Origin of the sequence: Pseudomonas sp. THAF187a (assembly GCF_009363395.1) — a bacterium.
In the GTDB taxonomy this organism is placed as follows: Bacteria; Pseudomonadota; Gammaproteobacteria; order Pseudomonadales; family Pseudomonadaceae; genus Aquipseudomonas; species Aquipseudomonas khazarica.
Window position 1 is genome coordinate 1,148,552 of record NZ_CP045349.1, and the last position, 20,935, is coordinate 1,169,486.

The 20,935-nt window shown below is 59.3% G+C and carries 12 protein-coding genes, 2 tRNA genes and 1 pseudogene; all 15 read right to left on the reverse strand.

The genetic code is table 11. The annotated features are described in order from the left end of the window. Positions 1 to 694 precede the first annotated feature (694 nt). Positions 695 to 2,566, reverse strand: a complete 1,872-nt coding sequence (locus FIV02_RS05270; protein ID WP_152488006.1) for an SIR2 family protein — start codon at positions 2,564 to 2,566, stop codon at positions 695 to 697. Between the two features lie 116 nt (positions 2,567 to 2,682). Beyond that, the gene (locus FIV02_RS05275; protein WP_152488007.1) at positions 2,683 to 4,293 is read right to left on the reverse strand and encodes an AAA family ATPase; all 1,611 of its coding nucleotides are present in this window, start codon (positions 4,291 to 4,293) and stop codon (positions 2,683 to 2,685) included. Beyond that, complete coding sequence (locus FIV02_RS05280) at positions 4,290 to 8,237, reverse strand: Eco57I restriction-modification methylase domain-containing protein (protein ID WP_152488008.1); 3,948 nt, start codon at positions 8,235 to 8,237, stop codon at positions 4,290 to 4,292. Before FIV02_RS05280 ends, FIV02_RS05275 begins: the two co-directional genes overlap by 4 nt. Further along, positions 8,230 to 11,544 (reverse strand): helicase-related protein, encoded by a 3,315-nt coding sequence (locus FIV02_RS05285; protein ID WP_152488009.1) that lies wholly within the window; start codon positions 11,542 to 11,544, stop codon positions 8,230 to 8,232. Before FIV02_RS05285 ends, FIV02_RS05280 begins: the two co-directional genes overlap by 8 nt. After that, on the reverse strand, positions 11,541 to 12,602 hold the full coding sequence (locus FIV02_RS05290; RefSeq protein ID WP_152488010.1) for a Fic family protein: 1,062 nt from the start codon (positions 12,600 to 12,602) through the stop codon (positions 11,541 to 11,543). The genes FIV02_RS05285 and FIV02_RS05290 overlap by 4 nt, the downstream gene beginning before the upstream one ends. 162 nt (positions 12,603 to 12,764) lie before the next feature. After that, positions 12,765 to 13,341 (reverse strand): annotated as a pseudogene (locus FIV02_RS25090) (integrase arm-type DNA-binding domain-containing protein); the annotation flags it as partial. Positions 13,342 to 13,535: 194 nt separating this feature from the next. Further along, positions 13,536 to 14,636 carry a redox-regulated ATPase YchF gene (gene ychF, locus FIV02_RS05300; protein ID WP_037046873.1) on the reverse strand — a complete coding sequence of 367 codons (1,101 nt, stop codon included), beginning with the start codon at positions 14,634 to 14,636 and terminating at the stop codon, positions 13,536 to 13,538. Positions 14,637 to 14,660: 24 nt separating this feature from the next. Beyond that, entirely contained in the window at positions 14,661 to 15,251 is a 591-nt protein-coding gene (gene pth, locus FIV02_RS05305) for an aminoacyl-tRNA hydrolase (protein ID WP_152488011.1), read from the reverse strand. A gap of 63 nt (positions 15,252 to 15,314) precedes the next feature. Continuing rightward, positions 15,315 to 15,926 carry a 50S ribosomal protein L25/general stress protein Ctc gene (locus tag FIV02_RS05310; protein WP_037046878.1) on the reverse strand — a complete coding sequence of 204 codons (612 nt, stop codon included), beginning with the start codon at positions 15,924 to 15,926 and terminating at the stop codon, positions 15,315 to 15,317. A 105-nt stretch (positions 15,927 to 16,031) separates the two neighbouring features. Beyond that, entirely contained in the window at positions 16,032 to 16,973 is a 942-nt protein-coding gene (locus FIV02_RS05315) for a ribose-phosphate pyrophosphokinase (RefSeq protein ID WP_037046880.1), read from the reverse strand. 46 nt (positions 16,974 to 17,019) lie between these two features. Further along, a tRNA-Gln gene (locus tag FIV02_RS05320) sits at positions 17,020 to 17,094 on the reverse strand. 56 nt (positions 17,095 to 17,150) lie between these two features. After that, positions 17,151 to 17,225 (reverse strand) — tRNA-Gln (locus FIV02_RS05325). Positions 17,226 to 17,251: 26 nt separating this feature from the next. Continuing rightward, positions 17,252 to 18,121: a 4-(cytidine 5'-diphospho)-2-C-methyl-D-erythritol kinase gene (ispE, locus tag FIV02_RS05330; protein WP_152488012.1), complete on the reverse strand. Its 870-nt coding sequence runs from the start codon at positions 18,119 to 18,121 to the stop codon at positions 17,252 to 17,254. Between the two features lie 204 nt (positions 18,122 to 18,325). Further along, complete coding sequence (gene lolB / locus FIV02_RS05335; protein ID WP_037046882.1) at positions 18,326 to 18,943, reverse strand: lipoprotein insertase outer membrane protein LolB; 618 nt, start codon at positions 18,941 to 18,943, stop codon at positions 18,326 to 18,328. Continuing rightward, positions 18,940 to 20,667, reverse strand: a complete 1,728-nt coding sequence (locus FIV02_RS05340; protein ID WP_152488013.1) for a tetratricopeptide repeat protein — start codon at positions 20,665 to 20,667, stop codon at positions 18,940 to 18,942. The genes lolB and FIV02_RS05340 overlap by 4 nt, the downstream gene beginning before the upstream one ends. Positions 20,668 to 20,935 lie beyond the last annotated feature (268 nt).

Consider the following 20,935-nt stretch of genomic DNA (forward strand, 5'->3'; position numbering starts at 1 on the left):
CCGTATTCTCAGGCACGCCTTTCAATGGGGCCAACTTCCAAGGAATGCCGCCGGCCTTAACATAGAGCGCAATGGAAAGACGCCATGCTAATGATGCCTTGTAGCCGAACGTGAAGACGCGGTCATTGATGACCTGGGTGAGAATGCCGTGACCCGCGCCAATTGCCTTGAGCGCATCGTGCGCATCAAAACCAGGGGCGCGGAATGCGATCTGCCATGCATCCGGTAAATGCACCAACACGACATCGAAGTGGTCGCGTACCAATGCCAGCCGTTGCATCCCTGTACGCAATGCATGTATTAGACGAGCATGCGGCGGGCCTTCCGGCCCCAAAGACCCTATATCATCCGGCAGCTTGATGTGCGCCTCTCCGGTCTTGGCAGCGACCAGAGGAGCATTGAATGTGTGTTCAAAGCCACGAAACGCTGGCACATACTGCTTTCGATCCGACGGCGCGGGCTGGACCGCAGCGTATTGACCAATGTGCGAAGGTTGTTCCACCCACCGGCCGGGCCCATCGTCGCAATACGGAGTTCAGGGGTGTAGGTTGGAAAAATCGAGCTACGTAGGCACCGTGCTGAACAATCCCCCGCAAAGGATTCACGTCCAGCAAAGTATCTTCCGTATTGAAGGTCAGCAGAGGCTCTTCCAGCAAAGAGAAGGGCGGCAGTTTCGACGTACCATAGGCCGTGTTCATCGCCCGCTCCGTTGAAAGTAATCATGGCCATGGCTGGGCCGGCTCCACGCAGTCACGGAAGACAGCCGAAACTCCGCATCCTGTCCTGGTCCGGAATCTTCTCTAAGGCCGATGGCTTTGACGACGCCATCATTACTGCCCGGCAAGAGCCTTGCCCATCCGGCAATAATCCGAGCCCATTCCTTGTTTCGTCGTCCTGCCCAGCGTTCACGCTGCCAGTCCATGACGGGATTTGCACGTTGTACGAATGATGCGACGTTGTCATTGGCCTCATCATGGTTCGCCCCATCACCGGCCTCCGCACGAGGCAGTTCCACATAGGTGAAAGGCTCGAACGCACACCACCAGCGATCTGCCACACGATCCAGCCGAATCTGCACCCCTTCGCTGAAAGGGTAGTCGTGCCCCGCCACCTTTCCCGACAACGGTGTTGAATACGCTTGCCGGAGGCGCGACAATTTCTCATTGCGCGAAGCCACACGTTCCGGACTGTCCGTGGGCCGGCCGCATGCCACGATGATTGCATGCCCTTTGCGCCGCAAGCGTGGTAGCAGGGGCTTGCCTCTGCTAATGGCCCAAGTCAAGGCGTCGTAAAGCAACCCCAGCGCCCAGCTGTCAGTATCGGGATGAAGGTCGATGGTGCCAGCGATCTTTCCTCCGACAGGCGCGAAGGCCCTAAGCAATTCCGCGTCGGAACCAAAGGCGGCAATTTCACGACCAATACTGGCTACAACGACCCTCGCTCGCGCTTCGCGAACCAGTTCCCGAGCGCGAACCGTTGTGATGGCAACATTGATTTCAATACGACGGGCCTGTTGTGGCATAGACAGGACTGGGATCGCCGAACACTGCAATACCGGAAAGCTGCGCTGTTCCTGAGTAGGGAGTGGCAGCTCTGCCAGTATCTGGGTCGGACAAGAGTCCTGGACATGCTGCAACAGGACGGGCGGCAGGCTTATTCCGTCGATGATGTCTCCGGCCAATTCATCGAACGTGGGGGATTCGACAATCGCTGTTGTCACACCCGCCTGGACGGCCTTCTCAAGTAGGTTGCTGACGGCAGGCAGAACGGATCGGGCCGAACGCGTTACCCAATAGATCCCTCCTGGAAAGGCATTCGGTTGCGCCAATGCCTCTGTCAGCGCGGCCATGACCGACTCGCCACGGCCGCTGTAGCCAACTATTACCAGCCCGAAACGCGCGCAGGAGGCACCGAGAACATTCCGCATCTGGACGTCCTGCTCTCTCAGTTCGTCGGTCGTGTTCTTCAGTTCAACCGACTGGAAGTCTCCATGCAGTTTGGCCAGAAATGGCCAGCGCGACTCACGCAGGCAACGTTCCGCGCGCTCCGCGTTGTCGATGGCGGCGGTCGTCATGCTTGCGCGTTCGTTGGCCGGCACCAACTGGTCAGTCAATGTAGTCGCTGTCTCGACCAACTGGTCGAAATTGGTTGTGAAGACACAGGGAATGCGGCGGGTCGTCAGAAGCGTCGCAAGTACGCGGTGGGCAAAGGACGGCGTCCCCATCGTGACCGCCTTCTCTATGTAGATACGGCGATCTTCTGCAGTCGGATATACCGCTTCAAAGGCCCTGGCGTACTCCGTCGGATCGTCTGGTGCTGGCAACTCCGAACGCGTGCTGAAGAACAGGTCGATGCGCTGCTGCCACAGTGGATCGTTGGCATCCACTTCACGGAGGCTGATTTTGGACAACTGGCAAAATAGGCGCTTCTTGAAGTCTAGGATCATCGAATAACCGGTTGGAATGCCGGCTGCAGCGGAAGCCCCGGCACCGAGGAGCCAGGCAAACTGCTCAGGCCTCAAGCAGAAGGTGCTGGCAAATTGTGGTCCCGTCAGTGTCTTGACCATCGGAGCATACTTGTTGGCTCTACTTCATGATTTCATCAGCCTGCCGAAGTCGCTCGCTACCTGGTCCTTCCAAGTAGCAGTCAGGCAGCGCAGAAATCGAATGAGTTCAGATTGATTCATTTCTTCGCCACCAGCTTCAAGAAGTCATCAACAGCAGCGATGGCTTGCTCGACCTCTTGCTTGGGTATGTTGGGGGCACTCGGGTGTGAGTAGGGGTTCATGACTACATTCTTCAACGTCTCCAAGCGTTGAAGAGCCGCATCCCAATCCGCCTGCTTGACGCTTCCGGTTGCCCTCCATGAATTCAACTTATCCAGAAAATCCTGCGCTTGATGTGCCTTGGGCTCGGAGCAATAACGCATCTCGATCCTCTTCAACTCGCAGGCGGCGCGTACCCCAAGCTCAAAGGCTTGTCGGGCGTAGTTGGCAGCAGCTTCCACATAGGGCGTTGCAATCAGTTCCTTGGCCTTCTCCAGCAGGGCGCGTGCCGGTCTGTTCTGGGTGGAACGTACGATGGGAATGGGCGCGTTTGCAGCGCCATCGCCTTCATATACTTCTACGCATTTCCAGTTGGCTTCTGGCAGGTGCGAGCGCGCAAGGTCGAACCAGTTGCGGTCGTGGGTGAGCAGTACGATTTGCCAGTCGGCGAACTTTGAATTGAGCACATCCAAAACTGGCAGGCGGTTCGAGTGGTCGAGGCCGATCAGTACATCGTCCAGCACCAGCAGCTTCAGCGCCGTTGTAGTGGCCGTCGGTGTGCATGCCAGCCGCCCCGCCAAATAGATCGCTAATGCCAGTGCGGAGAGGCGGGCCTCGTTCAGGAAATGCTGCGGTACCGAAAGCTGGTGGCTTCGATAACTGACGCTCAATGTGAGTGAACGGCCAGCAATTTCGCGATCGCGCTTGTAGTAGGCTGCTGTGTAAGTAATGCCGCCAAAAGCGAATGGCGCAACGGCCACGTCTGCACCAATCAGATCACCCAGTAAAGTGCCAACAAGGGGATGGAGTGTCGTCAGGGCTTGATTAAAGCCATTGTTGAAATCCGCGCAGGCCTGATTCACCCTAGCCAACGCTGCCTGGGTATGTTTGACGGGCCTTGCCCGTTCCACAGCCTGCCATAGCTCACCAATGGTGTGCGTCACTCCGCCTGCCACAGGCACAGGGAAGTCGGCCAGCAATCTCTCCAAGGCGATGTCAAACAGATTGATCGCGCCATCACCCTGTTTATAGTTTGTGTCGAGCAGCGCCCGGTAATCCAAACAGGCGCGGCGCAACGCGGCCTGGGTCACGCGTGCATCGCCACCTCTGGAAACTGCGGCAGGATGCCGCTCACGAGCCAGACCAGTACCTCCAAGAGCGTGACTACCGGAGGAGGCAGTTCCTATTGCGCCGGAACTTGCTTGCAAGAACCACTTTGCACCTGGTACGCCATCGTTGAATTCAACGTCCACAGCGCAAGCGGTTTCCGGTTCTCCTGAAAATACATTCTTATACGCACGCAGGTTTCTACTGCGTTTGAGCGAGAAGAAGTCGGACAGTGCATAAAAGAGAGAGGACTTCCCCGCCCCGTTCTCGCCATACACAAGCAGGTTCTTACCATCCAGATCGAAGTGTGCAGGTGCTGGTCCCGGAAAGGCGCGAAAGTCCGTGAGCGTCAGCCGCTTGATGCGCAAGGGGGTTGCCGGAGCTGCGGGCGCAGGTTGCGACACGGGCTGCTGGATACTCATTCCTTGCCCTCGATGATGCGCACCACTTCTAGTGCTTGTAGATCGAAGAGCATGGCGTAAATGGGGTGGTCATTGGCGAAGATAATTCCTGCCGTTTCCTCTGCAGCCTTGGCCAAGGCATCGCCTTGCAGCGCGGCCAGCTTGCCAACACCAGCAGCTTCGCAAGCGTCGAACAGGCGAATATTCGCGGCATGCAGTTCATCGGGGAAAAACAACTCGAAAACGAGTCCGTTGATCAGTTGCTCGAAACGAGAATCACTGTATGCAGTGGCAATAGCCCCAGATACTTCAATGATTTCTTTTTGGAGCCTGTTCGGATCTGGAACCGGAAATGCTTCCAGCGCATTTGGTTGAACCTCATACCAACCATTCTGTTTTCCGACAAAGACTGATCTGGCATAAAATCCGGAAATGCTGGAATTCAGTAGAGGCAGAAGATAATTTCCAAGCTCACCAACGGCAATAAAATATGCAGTGTTTGCCAAGTATGAACCACTCGTATCAAATGCAAATGTCGGCTGTACAGAGACCTTCGTAGAAACTATTTTTGGTCTCTCAAAGGCAGAAAAGTAAGATTCTTTAGGATTGTTGTCGAGCTCCAGCCAGTGGTGCTGGCCTTCACTTTTGCCATTCCGCGATGACGTACATTGCCCTCGCTTGCGTAGCGGCACCTCGAATTGCGTAAGGTGCTCCAACACAGCGGGGTAATTTTCTAATTTTTTATGAAACCCAAACGGAAAGGCGATCAAATAAAAGCCAGTTGGCTCTGCTTTCCAGCGAGCAATATCGCGGCCTCTTATGTACGGTTTTATTAGTTCTGCAGAATTTATATCTGCGGAAATTAGCTTATTTTTCGTTTCCTCGCTAATAACAAAAGCATCATTAAATCCCGTGGTAATGCCTCTATAAAAATGCCCATTGACAAAATTTCCGAGCGGCTTTCCACTCGCGAGCATGTGCGACAGCAATTTCCTTTTTTCGGGTAGTTCTAACTGCCATCCATCTTTTTTAAGCTCAGATTGAGGGATTTGAAAGTTTTCATTAGCGAAAACAAAGGGGAAGGTTTCTACTGGATGTTCTTGTTGCCAGTTCAGTGCACGCACTACGTCAGTTGCAGGTGGAGGATTAACCGGCTTTTCACGTCTGGCTGCAATAACAATAGTGGGATAGGCAATAGCTGTGAAAACTGCTTCATCGCCAAAGTCGATGATGTTTTTGAGACGAGTGTTTGTTGCCATGAACAGACGCAGGTTCTCTCCATATTTGGCTCGGTACCACTTGTTGGATGTGATGAAAGAAATTACGCCATGTGGTTTGAGCAGTTTGACCGAACGTTCGTAGAAGAAGACGTATAGATCCGCGCGACTGGCAGCGCACTCATACTGATATTCGCCTTTGAGGACAGGCGTGAGTTCCTTGATGTCCTCGTGCCGCACATAAGGAGGGTTTCCGATGACGATGTCGAACACCGCTTCTGAATTGTCCTGCGCACGCGGCATACCAAACATCCATTCCACGTCGAAGAAGTCGGCAAAGCGGTTCTGGTCGAAGGGGTCCCAGCGTGCCATGCGTTCGGCATCGCGTGCGGTCACAAAACCATCACGCTTGAGCAAGGCCACCAGTTCTTCGTGCAGCTTTTGCACCTTCTCCTTGCGGCGCTTCTTAGTGGCGCGAGTGCGCGAGGTGAAATAGGCGGCATTAGCGTCGCGCAGTTCGGCCTCTTTCTCGGCAATGGCCGGATCGTCCAGCAGGGAACCTTGTACACCGTGGCGCGGCACGCCAAACAGGGTATTGGCGGCGACGATCTTGGTTTCGAGGTTGGGCAGCGGGGTGATGTTCCAGTTAGGCTTGCTGCGGTCAACCGGCTGGCTGACGATGAGCGAAATAAAAAAGCGCAGCTTGGCTATCTGCACGGCGATAGGCTGGATGTCCGAGCCGAAGATGCACTTTTCGATCAGATAGAGCTTGCGAGTGTAGTCAGCGTAGGCCGGGTCGGCAAAGTCCTTCTTGTGTTTTTCCAGCGCAGCTTCCGCGTCGTCGATTTCTACGTCGCGTTGAACAGGGTCTGGGGTTTTCTTTGCCAGTGCTAGGCGCTGTTGCAGCGGGGCAAGGTTCTGTTCGCGCCAGCGCTGATTGTCCGGGTCCAGCTTTTTCAATGCCACGAACAGCTTGGCCAGCATACCCATCGGAAAAGCACCGGAGCCGCAGGCTGGGTCCAGCACCTTGAGCTGCTCAATGGCGACCACGAGTGCATCAGCCTCTGCTTCGCTGAAGGCATGGTCAGTGTCGGCGTGGGAGAGTAGCTGGCGGAAGTCCTGTTCGCGTTGTTCTCCATCGGGAAGATGGCGGGTGAAGTAGGCGATGAGTGCCTCATCCACCATGTAGTCCACCACTTCACGCGGGGTGTAAAAGGAACCTGACTGCTTGCGTGCGGTGCTGCGGGTGTCCGGGTTGTAGCTGGCCAGCAGGTTCTCGAACACCTTGCCCAGCAATTCGGGGTCCAGCGCCACTTCTTCATCCAGTGGTGTGTTCTCGTCCACCGTGAACCTGTAGCTGTCCAGCAGGTCGATCAGTCCTTTGATGGGATAGCGCTTGCCCTTGGTTTCAAACTCGGTGTTCAGAGCGGCATCTTCCGTGCCGCCGAAAAAGAGCTTGTTGGGTACTTTGGCCTGGGCATCGGTGCGACGTGAAAAACCGTCGATACGCAACACCGATCCGTTACCCTCCTGCACCACCAGTTTCTTCAGTTCCGGGCGGCGGGCAAGGTCATCGTCACTCAGTTGCTCGTCCAGACACTCGAACAAGCCACCGTTGAGGAAGGGCACATTGGCGAAGCAGTCTTGCAGCACTGTATCTGGGTGCTTGAAGGCTTCCTGATAGCGGTAAATCAGTGAGATCAGGTAGTCGTTCTTCATGCCGCTGCCGGTTGTTGCCCAGCGACGTTCGCCGCCCATTTCTTGATTGAGGGTGGCGAAGAAGAGGTTTTGCAGGATGGCGTGGTAGTAGTTGCTTTCGTCCGGTGCTGCGTCAGGAGCCTGTTTGAGCAGGGAACGGAGTGCATTGCGCTCGAACAAGGCTTCGGGCACCAGGCCCCGTTCCTTGATGAACCAGACAAAGATCAGGCGAGTGAGCAGACGGATGACACCGATGGTGTTGCGATCTTCCCGTTTTTCTCCGCCGCCCTTGGGGAACTCCACTTCCTTGGTGGCCCATAGGTACCACCATGCCAGTTGCTGATAGAACTCTTTATTGAGTTTCTGTGTTGATAGCGTTCCGATCCAGGCGTCGTACAGCTCGCGGAAATTGCTGGGGCGGCGTTTGTCGCCCAGCTTCGCCAAGGCGAGACTTGCAAGAATGTCAATGTGTGCCCGATGTGGCGAGGTAAGCCGGACATCCTTGATGACGGTGATGCGGCTGTCGATCACGTCACGGCTGGCGTCGCGCAGGTGCTGGCGGCGGTCGATTACCGCCAAAGAAAGCAGGGCCTCCTGCCGGAACAGGATAATGGCCGGCATGGGGAACCTCTTGTTCAGTTCACGCGCGATGGTGGCCAGTTGAGTACGCGACCATTGCTCACCCTGCAAGTCGATGGCAAGGAAGACGAAGGATTCGATCTGGCTTTCAACCAGCTTGCCGTTGGCACCCAAGGGCGCTTGGCCCAAGGCCAATGAGGGTATTTCGTCGTTGGTGAGCTGGAACAGGAAAGCGCAGGATATCCAGCGATCAGCCTGTACCTTCGCTCGGCTGATTCCACCCAGCTCCGGTCGAAATTGTTCGATGTTCTCAAGCAATTCTTCCGCGCTGTAGCCAAGGTCGGCTGTCTTGTCGCTGCTGTAGCCCAGCACACTCAACAGGGCGGCGGCACCCTCTGCCAACGATTCGCTGGCAAGGTTTTGCAGAGAGTCCTGAATGGACTGAAGAAGGGCAGCGTTTTTCTCAGACATTGTTCGCGTCCTTGATCACCAACCAGGTGATGAGATCGAAATCGTTGGAGTGTTTGATCTGCTTGGCGGCATCGGTGAGCTTGCCTCCCCGCCCTGCAAACAGATTCCCCGCGTTCTTGCGGCCAAACTGCGTGGCAATGGCGGCCACGGCTTTGTCGAGCAGGCCGCTGTAGCGGCTCATGTCCTGCCCGTGCGCGGTCTCTTCATCGAACAATTTGCACAGCTTGGCGTGCGGTTCGGTCTGGCCCTGGCAGACCGCTCGGAATATTTCCAGCACCTGCTTGGGTACGGTGAAGTTGTAGCGCACCTCGCCGTCGTCGCGGATGTAGACGAGGAAGTAAGGTTGCAGCGGGTTCACTGCTTCGTTGCCGGTGGCGTCGATGCGCTGTTTCAGGCAGTAGATGATGCCGGGCTTGATGGTGCTGTATTCCGCATGTGGTGGCACCACTGCGTAGAGGCCGAAGGGGGCTTCTTCCAGCTTCTCGCGGTTGGCCTCGATGTAGGTGGCCAGCTCGATGCGGAAATCGTCCAACGTGAATTCGCCCAGTGCGACGGATTCGTTGAAATCTTCCAGATCCAGCACTTCATCCTTGAGCCGGAGCAGTTGCTTGTCGCGGTAGCGCAGGTCTTGCTTGATGAGGTCTTCCAGGTCTTCCGCTTGCAGGATGTTGTCTTCCGCCGTGGCGGCGATATCGACCAGCGCCATGCGCGCCTCGACGCGGTTCTTGAGGTTGATGTACTTGTTGAGGTCGGGCGTGGGCCAGAAGTTGACGAGCTGGATGGCCTGGTTGGGGCTGCCGATGCGGTCGATGCGGCCGAAGCGCTGGATGATGCGTACCGGATTCCAGTGGATGTCGTAGTTGATGAGGTAGTCGCAGTCCTGCAGGTTCTGGCCTTCGGAGATGCAGTCGGTGGCGATGAGGAGGTCGATTTCGCCATCCTGCGGCATGGACTTCATTTTGCCCCGCTGTTTGGCGCGGGGGGCGAAGTTGGTTAGGATACGGGTGAACTCGGCCAGGCCGAAGGTGCTGCGGTTGGGGCGCGCGCCACCTGACACCAGGGCGATGTGAATGCCCAGCGTGTTGCGCGACCAGTCTTCCAATTCTTCATACAGGTAGGCAGCGGTATCGGCAAAGGCGCAGAACACAATTACTTTACGATTTTCCTCTCCCTGTGCGTTGATGCTGGGGTGGCGAACCTTGTGTTCGATTAGGCGCTTGAGTTCGGCAAGCTTGGCGTCGCGTGCGGCATCGACGGCCTGGGCAGCATCGGCCAGTAGCGAAAGCTGCTGCTTGTCGGTGGCCAGGTCGGCGAGCCAGGCGGCCACATCCATGTGCTCCATGCGGTACTTGAGTTTGGTGCCCGCCTGGAAGGCTTGGGCAAGTTCTTCGTCTTCTTCGGCTGGTTCCGCGAACAAATCGGGCTGGATATCTTCCGCCGTATTGGCCTGGTGTTGCAGGAATTGCTTGAGCCGTTCTTCCAGGTTTTCGATCTTGCTGACAGTACGCTCCATGGTGATGGCGAAGGAGCGTACCGAGCTTTCCAGGCGCTTGAGGAAGTTCACCTTCATCATGCCGATCAGGAATTGCTCGCGGTTCTCCTGACTGAAGTTCTTGAAGCGGTGGTCTTCGTACTGCGTCTTGAACTTATCCAGCACGTACTTGGATGGCTTGAAGATGGAAAGCTGATAGTTGTCGATCTCGTCGTTCAGCTTGTCATAGGAGAGAAAGCGGCCTTTAAGGTCGATTTCGGAGAACACGGATTCCGGCTTCCTGCGCCTGGGGAACTGGCCGATCTGCGCCATCGAGGCCCGGTAGTACTTCTGGATGTGCTTGCGTGAGCGGGCGATGGTGAGTTCGTCCAGCAGGGTGAAGAACCCGGCGGAGAGGCGTTCCATCAAGTCGCGTGCATCCCGTTCGCCGGAGCGCCTGGCCCATTCCATAAAGGTTTTCTGTGCGACGGTGAGCGTGTCCTTGATGCTGTTGATACCGAAGCTCTGGGAGAAGGCGGTATCGCGCCCTTCGGTGACGAAATAGATCTGGTTGCGCAGGTCCTTTAGGTCGTTGTTGACCGGGGTTGCGGAAAGCAGCAGTACCTTGGTCTTGACGCCCGTCTTGATGATGTCGTCCATCAGCCGCTCGTAGCGGCTCTTGCGGATGAGGTTGTCGTCTTCGTCGTGCTTGCCTTTGGTGTTGTTGCGGAAGTTGTGCGATTCGTCGATGACGATCAGGTCGAAGTTGCCCCAGTTGAGCGTTGCCAGGTCGATGCCGTCGACGCGCCCGCTGTCACGGGACAGATCGGTGTGCGAGAGCACTGTATAGGCGAAGCGATCCTTGAGAAAAGGGTTGAGTTCGCTGTTGTTCTGGGCGAGATAGACCGTCCAGTTGTCGCGCAGCTTCTTGGGGCACAGCACCAGCACGCGGTGGTTGCGCAGTTCGTGGTACTTGATGACCGCCAGCGCCGAGTAGGTTTTGCCCAAGCCCACACTGTCGGCCAGGATGCAGCCGTTGTGCTGGTTGATCTTGTGGATGGCGCCTTTGACGCCGTCTTTCTGGAACTCGAACAAAGCCTTCCAGATCTCGGTGTCGATGATGGCGGTCTGGTCGAACAGCGCGGCGTCGGCTTCCTGCCCGGACAGGAAGCGCTCGAAGACGTGGTAGAGCGTCTTGAAGTAGATGAACTCTGGCGCGTGATCGACGTAAAGCTGCTCCAGGTAGCGCAGAACGTCGGCCTTGACGTCGGCGACCAGTTTTTCGTCGCTCCAGATTTCATCGAACCATTGCTTGAGGTCCGCCCTGTCGCGGTCGCCATCGACGATGAGGTTCAGTTCGATGTTGGGCGTGTCGGACAAGCCCAAGCCGCGCCGGGTGAAGTTGGAACTGCCTAGCAGGGCGTGCCCACGTCGACCGTCGTCGATATGGTAGAGCTTGCCGTGCAGGAGGTTGGCCTGGCGAACCGAGCGGATATCGACCTTGTCGCGCAGCCATGCGGCGCAACGGCGGGCAATTTCCTTCTGTTGCAAGCGGTTGGCCAACTCCAAGCCTTCGTCTTCAATCTTGAAGGCCTTTTTGTCGGTCTTGTCCGGGGCGAGCGAGGCGATGAAACGGGGTTCGCCAAACAGGAAGTTTAGATGGTCAATCTCATCGAGTTGCTTGGCCAGGGCGTCGTAGGCATAGATGGTGAAGTAGGCAGATACCACGGAGAGTTGGCTGCCTGCGGCCATTTTCTCGGCCAGGAAGTCGGACACCTTGCCGCGGGTGTGGTTGTCTCGGATGCCGTGGCTAACGATGTTTCTTTGAGTACTCATTTCTCACCCAATTGATTGGTGCGAAGCCACTTTGCTCCACGCCCCTTGCCGGTTGACTCGATCAGTCCGTCGGCTTTCATCGCCCGCAACACCAGTCGCACCATGTCCCGGCTCACGCCAGGGCAGGCTTCCTCGATCTCCGAAATAGAAAACGGCAGAGTGCGCCCCAGGACTTCCGCGCGCACCCGGTCGCCTTTGCTGCCTCGGCCACGCTCGATGGTGCCGACACGCTCTTCGAACTCGCGGTAGGCCCGCAGCAAGGCCCCCCAGAAGTAGTCAAGCCAGGGTTTGACGTCGTGCTGCCCTTGATGCCAGCCCTGCGAACTGGCTTCCAGCGTCTCGTAATAGCCTTCCTTGGTTTCCTCGAAGATGCGCTCCAGGCTGATGTAGCGGCCCACGGCATAGTCGAAGTGGTAGAGCAGCAATAGGGTTAGCAAACGCGACATGCGACCGTTGCCGTCGGGGAAGGGGTGGATGCATAGGAAGTCGAGCATCGCCAGGGGCACCAGCACCAGCGGATCAGCCAGATGTTGGTCCAGTGCGGTGGCGTAGTGCCGGGTCATATCGGCCATGGCCATCGGCGTCAGATGCGCAGCGACCGGTTGGAAGCGCAGCCGTGACGTGCCGTCCGGATGGCGTTCGATGATGTCGTTGTTGGTGGCTTTCCAGCGTCCGCCGGCCTGCGGCATGTAGCGATACAGCATGGTGTGCAATTGCAGCACCACGCCTTCGTTGAAGGTCATGTGCGCGGCCGATTCGTGGATCAACGCCAGGGCATCGCGGTAGCCGGCGATCTCCTGTTCGGAGCGACTCTTCGGTGCTGCATTGCGGATGACCAGGGACTTCAGCCGCGAGGGCGCGACGACGACACCTTCCAGTCGGTTGGATGATTCGGTGGATTCGACCACTGCGATCTGGCGCAGGCCCTTGAGGGCTTCCGGAGACTGGGCGGCGTAGAGCTGTTGCTTGCCCTGATACTCGCCCAATGCGCGCAGTGTGGCGGCCTGGGTACCATCGAAGCGAAGCGCGGTGAGGTACTCGGGGGTAAGCGAGTGCATGGAAATGTAAGCTCAGGCGGTCTAAATGGGGCAATCATAGTCGTTAAATAGGGTATTGTCTTTTTAAATGCCTCATTAAATCCGTTTGATTACCCTGTTTTCACGACCCTGGGCCTTGCGGAGAGAGAGGTCGCCCTGTCTGGCAGGGGGTGACCACGTGTATTCGGCGCCGCTGTGCTCTGCCGCACTCAGGTAGCCCGCCCAAACTTGTAGCAGCAACCTTCTCTGATCCAGCAGCAGCGCCTTGTTGTAGGTCGCCCGAACCTTGTTGCTTTCCACATGGGTAAGTTGTCGCTCGATCGCGTCGGGTCGGAACCCGTTTTCGTTGGCCCAGGTCGAAAAGGTGGTGCGCCAGCAATGGGGCGTTGTTCCCCGGCCCAGGTTCATATCACGCATGGCGTAGGTAAGCCGGTTGGGCGTGGTGAAGCCCTTTGCGTTCCGCCAGCGCCTCAAGATTGCGCTGCTTAACCTGCTGCCGCTCATGGGTGGGGTGGATACCTTGCTTGACCAGGGCGCGCGCTTTCTCTCGGGCAGTACACGCCTCTGCAAGGCTTATTTGCGGAAAGCTGCCGATGGCAAAGAGGTTTTCCTTGCCTTGCAGGCGGTACTTCCACCGCCAGAGCTTGCCGCCGGTAAGCTTGATCAGCAGGAACAAGCCGCCGCCGTCTGAAAGTTTCCAGTCTCGATCAGTGGGTTTGACCGACTTGATCTTGGCGTCGGTGAGTAGATTCTCGGGCATCGTTGGACTCCACTGCGGGGAAAAATACCCCCACGGTTGAACACGAGTACTCCCAACGCTACCCCCGATTTTTTCAGAACTCGATGAACAATAGGAACGCTCAGTAGACCGTATTGTTAGGCAAGTCCTTGATTTTAAAAGGTATTCCCATTCCGTCGAACGCTACCGAGCTCTCCTGAGTTCAGAAAAAATCGTCAGACGTTGAAGCGGAAGTGCATCACGTCGCCGTCCTTGACGATGTAGTCCTTGCCTTCCAGGCGCCACTTGCCGGCTTCCTTGGCACCGCCTTCGCCCTTGTAGGCGATGAAGTCGTCGTAGGCGACCACTTCGGCGCGGATGAAGCCTTTCTCGAAATCGGTGTGGATCACCGCGGCAGCCTGCGGCGCGGTAGCGCCGACGCGGACGGTCCAGGCGCGCACTTCCTTCACTCCGGCGGTGAAGTAGGTCTGCAGGTTGAGCAGGGCGTAGCCGGCGCGGATCACGCGGTTCAGGCCTGGCTCTTCCATGCCCATGGTTTCGAGGAACATCTGCATCTCTTCCAGATCGTCCAGCTCGGCGATCTCGGCTTCGATCTTGTTGCACACCGGTACGACGATGGCGCCTTCCTCTTCGGCGATGGCTTTCACCACGTCGAGGTGCGGGTTGTTCTCGAAGCCGTCTTCGGCGACGTTGGCGATGTACATCACCGGCTTGGTGGTGAGCAGGTGGAAGGTCTTGGCCAGGCGCTTCTCGTCGTCACCCAGGCTCTTCAGCAGGCTGCGCGCCGGCTTGCCTTCGGTGAAGTGGGGGATGAGTTTTTCCAGCAGGGCCTTCTGCGCCACGGCCTCCTTGTCACCGCCCTTGGCACTGCGCGCCACGCGCTGCAGTTGCTTCTCGCAGCTGTCGAGGTCGGCCATGATCAGTTCGAGGTCGATGATCTCGATGTCACGCTTGGGGTCGACGCTGTTGGCGACGTGGATGACGTTCTCGTCTTCGAAGCAGCGCACGACGTGGGCGATGGCGTCGGTCTCGCGGATGTTGGCGAGGAACTTGTTGCCCAGGCCTTCACCCTTGGAGGCACCGGCCACGAGGCCGGCGATGTCGACGAACTCCATGGTGGTGGGGATGACCTTTTCCGGCTTGACGATCTCGGCCAGAGCATCCAGACGCGGGTCGGGCATGGGCACGATGCCGCTGTTCGGCTCGATGGTGCAGAAGGGGAAGTTCTCTGCGGCGATGCCGGACTTGGTGAGGGCGTTGAACAGGGTGGACTTGCCGACGTTGGGCAGGCCGACGATGCCGCAGTTGAATCCCATGGGGTGACCCTCGGTAAAAGGTGGTTACTTGGTGGCCTTCTGGCTATGCAATTTGCGCATGGCCACGGTCCAGTCGCCGGTGAGTATTTCCGGCAGGACGTCCAAGGCGAAGTCGATGCTCTGGTCGAGCAGTTCCTGTTCGCTGCGTGGCGCGCGTCCGAGCACGTAGCCGGAAACCAGGCTGGCGTGCCCAGGGTGGCCGATGCCGAGCCGCAGGCGATGGAAGTTATTCTGGTTGCCGAGCTGGGCGATGATATCGCGCAGGCCGTTGTGCCCGCCGTGGCCGCCGCCCTGCTTGAGTTTGGCGACGCCGGGTGGCATGTCGAGTTCGTCATGGGCCACCAGAATCTCTTCGGGTTTGATCTTGAAGAAATTGGCCAGGGCCGCCACGGACTGGCCGCTGCGGTTCATGTAGGTGGTGGGGATGAGCAGACGAACTTCGCGCCCCTGGTGGTTGAACTTGCCCACCAGGCCGAAATACTTGCGATCGACGCTGAGGTTGACGCGCTGGCTTTCCGCCACGCGCTCAACGAAAAGGGCCCCTGCATTGTGCCGGGTCTGGTCGTATTCGGGGCCGGGGTTACCCAGGCCAACGATCAGTTGTACGGCAGTCATACAGGAGCCCTTTCGAGGAAATCGCCCGGCGTGATCGCATGCCGGGCGGGTTCCGCACTGCGATTACTCGGCAGCGCTTTCTTCGTCTTCAGCCTTCACGCGGGAGGCGTGAATGTTGGAGACAGCCAGGTCGTTACCGTGAGCCAGAGCAACCAGCTCAACGCCTTTCGGCAGCTTCAGGTCGGACATGTGTACGGTCTGGCCCACTTCCACGGCAGCCATGTCGACTTCGATGAATTCCGGCAGGTCTTTCGGCAGGCAGGAAACTTCGACTTCGCTGATGGTGTGGGAGATCTCGCCACCTTGCTGTTTGACGCCTACGGCAGTCGCTTCGTTGATGAAGTGCAGCGGTACGTGGGCGCTCAGCTTCTGGCCGGCAACGACGCGAACGAAGTCAGCGTGCAGAACGAAGCCTTTGGCCGGGTGGCGCTGCAGGGCTTTGATCAGAACGCTTTCTTTGGTGCCGGCAACGTCCAGGGTCAGAACGTGGCTGAAAGCCGCTTCGTTTTCCAGCAGCTTGGCCAGGTCTTTGGCCAGCAGGCTGATGGAGGCCGGGGCTTTCTCGCCGCCGTAGATCACGGCAGGCACCATGGACACGTTACGACGCAGGCGGCGGCTCGCACCTTTCCCCAGGTCGGAACGCACTTCGGCATTCAGGGCAAATTCAACAGTCATTTCACTTCTCCAAAATAACCAAACCGCCTGCGGGCTTGCGACCAGCCTTGGGCGGTAGGGCAAAAAGCCCCGCACGAGGCGGGGCGCTTAACGTCAGCGGGTTCCTTAGCGGAACATCGCGCTGATCGATTCTTCGTTGCTGATGCGGCGAACCGCTTCGGCGACGACCGGGGCGATGTCGAGCTGGCGAATGCGCGAGCAGGACTGTGCCGCAGCGGACAGCGGGATGGTGTTGGTCACCACCAGCTCGTCCAGCGAGGAATTCTCGATGTTCTCGATGGCGCGGCCCGACAGCACCGGGTGGGTGCAGTAGGCGTAGACCTTGGCGGCGCCACGATCTTTCAGGGCCTTGGCCGCGTGGCACAGGGTGCCGGCGGTATCGACCATGTCGTCGACCAGGATGCAGGTACGACCTTCGACGTCACCGATGATGTGCATCACTTCGGACTGGTTGGCCTTCTCACGACGCTTGTCGATGATGGCCAGGTCGACGCCCAGGCTCTTGGCCACGGCGCGTGCGCGGACGACGCCGCCGATGTCCGGGGAGACGATCATCAGGTTGTCGAAGCGCTGGTCTTCGATGTCGTCGACCAGGACCGGGGAGCCGTAGATGTTGTCCACCGGAATGTCGAAGAAGCCCTGAATCTGATCGGCATGCAGGTCCACGGTCAGCACGCGGTCGATACCGACCACGGTGAGCATGTCAGCCACGACCTTGGCACTGATCGCCACACGGGCGGAGCGCGGACGGCGATCCTGGCGGGCGTAACCGAAGTAGGGGATGACCGCGGTGATGCGGGTAGCCGAGGAACGACGGAAGGCATCAGCCATCACCACCAGTTCCATCAGGTTGTCGTTGGTGGGTGCACAGGTCGGCTGAATCAGGAATACGTCCTTGCCGCGGACGTTCTCGTTGATTTCGATCATGACTTCGCCGTCGGAGAAACGTCCGACCGAAGCATCGCCGAGGGGAATGTGCAGCTGACGAACGATCCGTCGCGCCAGATCGGGGTTTGCGTTCCCCGTGAAGACCATCATCTTGGACACGCGCAGTACCTGCCGGCTGGGGATATACCTGGATGGGTATGGAAAATGGCAGGGGCGGCTGGATTCGAACCAACGCATGCCAGGATCAAAACCTGGTGCCTTACCGCTTGGCGACGCCCCTATATTCTGTGTCGAATGCTGTCGGATGCGGTTTTCGATGCCTCCCTGGGGAGGTTATGGCAGGGGCGGCTGGATTCGAACCAACGCATGCCAGGATCAAAACCTGGTGCCTTACCGCTTGGCGACGCCCCTGTATCGTATAACCGAATGCTGAGCATTCACTTCTTGGCCAATGCTTGGAGCCTGCGGTGCAGCATCGAAATGTTGCGACCTTGAGCGACAAAGCTCGGCAGAGTGCCTGGAAGTTGGCGGGCGACTTTATCAGCATCGTCCCGATTTGGGAAGCTCCCAAATACACAAGCTCCAGTGCCGGTCAATCTAGCTGAAACGAATTTGTTCAACAAGATCAAAGCGTTACGAACTTCTGGGTAACGCTTCTCTACAACCGGCTGGCAGTCGTTTCGACCACCCCCCGCAAGAAGGCTGCGAACTTTAATGGGCGGCGTATCCCGTGTCAACTCGGGCGAGCCGAAAACTTCTGCTGTGCTTACAAAGACTTGCGGCACCGCGACGAGGAACCAGGGTTCGTCCAGCTCCACGGGCGTCAGGCACTCGCCAACGCCCTCGGCGAAGGCGGCGCGGCCGCGCACGAATACCGGTACGTCGGCGCCCAGTGCCAGGCCCAGCTCGGCCAGGCGATCCTCGCCCAGTTGCGTGTGCCACAGGTGGTCGAGGCCGAGCAGGGTGGTGGCGGCATCCGAGCTGCCGCCACCGATGCCGCCGCCCATGGGCAGGCGCTTGTCCAGCCAGATGTCGGCGCCCAGTGACGTACCGCTGGCTTCCTGCAGCCGCTTGGCGGCGCGCACGATCAGGTTGCTGTCGTGCGCAACGCCTTCGATGGGGGTGTGCAGGCGAATCTCGCCATCCTGGCGCAGGCTGAAGCCAAGCTCGTCGCCATGCTCGAGAAACTGGAACAGGGTCTGCAGCTCGTGGTAGCCGTCGGCGCGGCGGCCGAGGATATGCAGCATCAGGTTGAGCTTGGCGGGAGCGGGCAGGGTGAGTTCGGCGTGGGCGGGGATGGCGGTCATGGTCGGAGCAGGGGCGTCGTCGCGAGAATAGGTGGCGATTGTATGCGGGAAATACCTCGGCAGGCGCATCGCGGCTAAAGCCGCTCCTGCAAAGACCGCAGCCCCTGTAGGAACGGCTTTAGCCGCGAAATGCCCAGCCGAAACGCTGAGCCATCGCCAACGCTGTCGCGGCTGAGGCCCCTCCCACAAGGTTGGGGGGCGGGCTTACTGGCCGAGCTGACGCGGCTGCCAGTCCTTGATCACCAGGGTGACCTCCAGGTCCTGGCCGTAGAGCTTCAGGCGCTCGGGCAGGGCGTAGCCGTTCTGTTCGGTGTAGCGCTGGTACTCCACTCGCCAGCCGTCCTGCTCCAGGCGGGCCAGGTGGCTTTCGCCGTCGAGGGTGATGCGGCTGCGGCTTTCCGGGGCCGGCAGGCCGCGAATCCACCAGAGCAGGTTGGAGACCGGCAGGTCCAGGCGCAGCTGTTCACGCAGCAGGGCTTCCGGCGATTCGGCGCGATAGCGGCCGCGGTTGGACACTTCCAGCAGGATGTCGCCCGGGCGGCCGGTCAGACGGGCGGCGCCGCCACCGAGCGGGCCGGACAGGCGGATATCGTAGTAGTCCTGGCGTTGCAGCCAGAACAGCGTGGCGCTGCCCGAGTCGCTGGGCGCACGAATGCCGATCTTGCCGTTGATCTGCCAGCCGTCGAGCTGGCTGATCTGCTGTTTATGGGCTTTCCACTGCGCCGGGTCGCCCTGGCCTTCCAGTGCTTCGTGCGAGGTGAGGCCGGCGCAGCCGGCGAGCAGGGCGATAAGGCTGAAAACAAGAAGGTGACGAAGCATCAGGGAGTCTCGGAACCGGTCAGGCGCGAGAGGGTGTCGCGCAGGATGGGGCTGTCAGGCGTCTCGGCCAGGGCCTCGCGCCAGACGCTGCGGGCCTCGCGCTGCTTGCCCCGGGCCCAGAGCACTTCGCCAAGGTGGGCGGCAACCTCGTGGTCGGGGAATTTCTTCAGGGCCAGGCGCAGGAAGCGCTCGGCTTCCTCCAGATTGCCCAGGCGATAGTTGACCCAGCCGAGGCTGTCGAGGATGGCCGGGTCGTCCGGGTTGAGCTGGTGGGCCTTCTCGATCAGGTCGTGGGCTTCCTGATAACGCGTGGTGCGGTCGGCCAGGGTGTAGCCGAGGGCGTTGAGCGCCATGGCGTGATCCGGCTCGCGCTCGAGGATGTAGCGCAGGTCGTGTTCCAGTTGGGCCAGGTCGTCGCGCTTCTCCGCCAGCATGGCACGGGTATAGAGCAGGTTGAGGTCGTCGGGGAACTGCTCGAGGCCCTGGTTGATCACCTGCCAGGCCGAGTCGACCTGGTCATGGTTGCTCAGTCCCTCGGCTTCGATCAGGTACAGCTGGATGGCGTAGTCGGGCTGCGCCTCGCGCGCTTCGGCCAGGCGACGGCTGGCGTCTTCGTTGCGCTGCTGGTTGAACAGCAGTTCGGCCTGGCGTTGCTGGGCCGGCAGGTAGTCGTTGCTGGGGCCGACCATGCCGTACTCCTGCAGGGCGCTGTCGCTGTCCTCCAGCTCTTCGTAGGCACGGCCCAGGTTGTAGTGCGCCGCGTCGACATGGCTGCGCCGTTCGACCAGCTCTTCCAGGTAGACGATGGCTTCTTCCCAGGCTTCGGCTTCCAGGCACACCAGCGCCAGGGAGAAGCGCAGGTCGTCGTCGTTGGGATTTTCCTGCACCAGCTTGGAGAACTCGCCCTTGGCGTCGTCGAGGCGGTCCTGCTCGACCAGCAGGCGTGCATAGGTCAGGCGCAGGCGCTTGTCGTCGGGGTTCTCGCGGATGCCTTTCTGCAGCAGGGGCAGCGCTTCTTCGCCACGTCCCAGGCTCTGCAGCAGGCGGGCGCGCAGCAGCAGCGGGGACACTTCCTTGGCGCTGCCGGGGCGTTCCTCGAGCAGCTCCAGGGCTTCTTCGGCGCGGCCGTCCTGTTGCAGGAGGATGGCCTTGCCGAACAGCAGCTGGCTGTTGTCCGGGTTCTTGCTCAGCAGCCGGTCGAAGCCTTGCAGCAGGCCGGCGCGGGTGTCCGGGTCGGTTTCCGCGGCGGACAGGGCGAGGAAGTCGAAGTGGGTGTCGCCCTGGCGCTGCAGCACCTGCTCCATGTAGGTCATGGATTCGTCATAGCGGCCGGCGCGAGCCAGCTGCACGGCCGCTGCGCGTTGCGCGTCGATGTTCTGCGGCGCGTTCTTCGCCCAGATCAGTGCGCTGTCCAGTGCGGCCTGCTCGGCGCCGAGGTACTCGGCGATGCGGAAGGCGCGCTCGGCGACCGCGGGGTCGCCGGTGGCGTTGGCCTGCTGCACGTAGTTGCCCAGGGCGATATCGAAGCGATTGCGCTGCCCCGCCAGTTCGGCGGTGAGCAGGGCGAACAGGGTTTCCTGGCTGAACGAGCCGTATTCTTCCGGCTTCAGCTGGGTGCTCTGGTCGGCTTCCTGCACCGGTGGCGTGCCGTCAGGCTCGCTGGGGGCGAAGGTTTGGCAGCCGCTGAGAAGGGCAATTGCAGTGACTAACGCGAGGGGTCTGGTCATCAGGGTGTGTTTCCGTTTCGTTCGCGGCCACGACGGAGCTGGTTTGGGCGCGAGGCAAGGCACGAGAGGCGAAGTTTGGTCGTCCAAATGAGTCATCGAGTAATGCAGTCTCGCGGCAAAACCGGCCCGTCCCTTCGAGTTGCGCGGCAAATGCGGCGCGCGATGAAACGGGAACGGACCCAGGCACCTTGTCGTGCGTTATTCCGGGGCGACGGCCATGCCGGCTCGTGCCCTGCGACGTTCGCGGCATCATGACACAAGCCTTGGA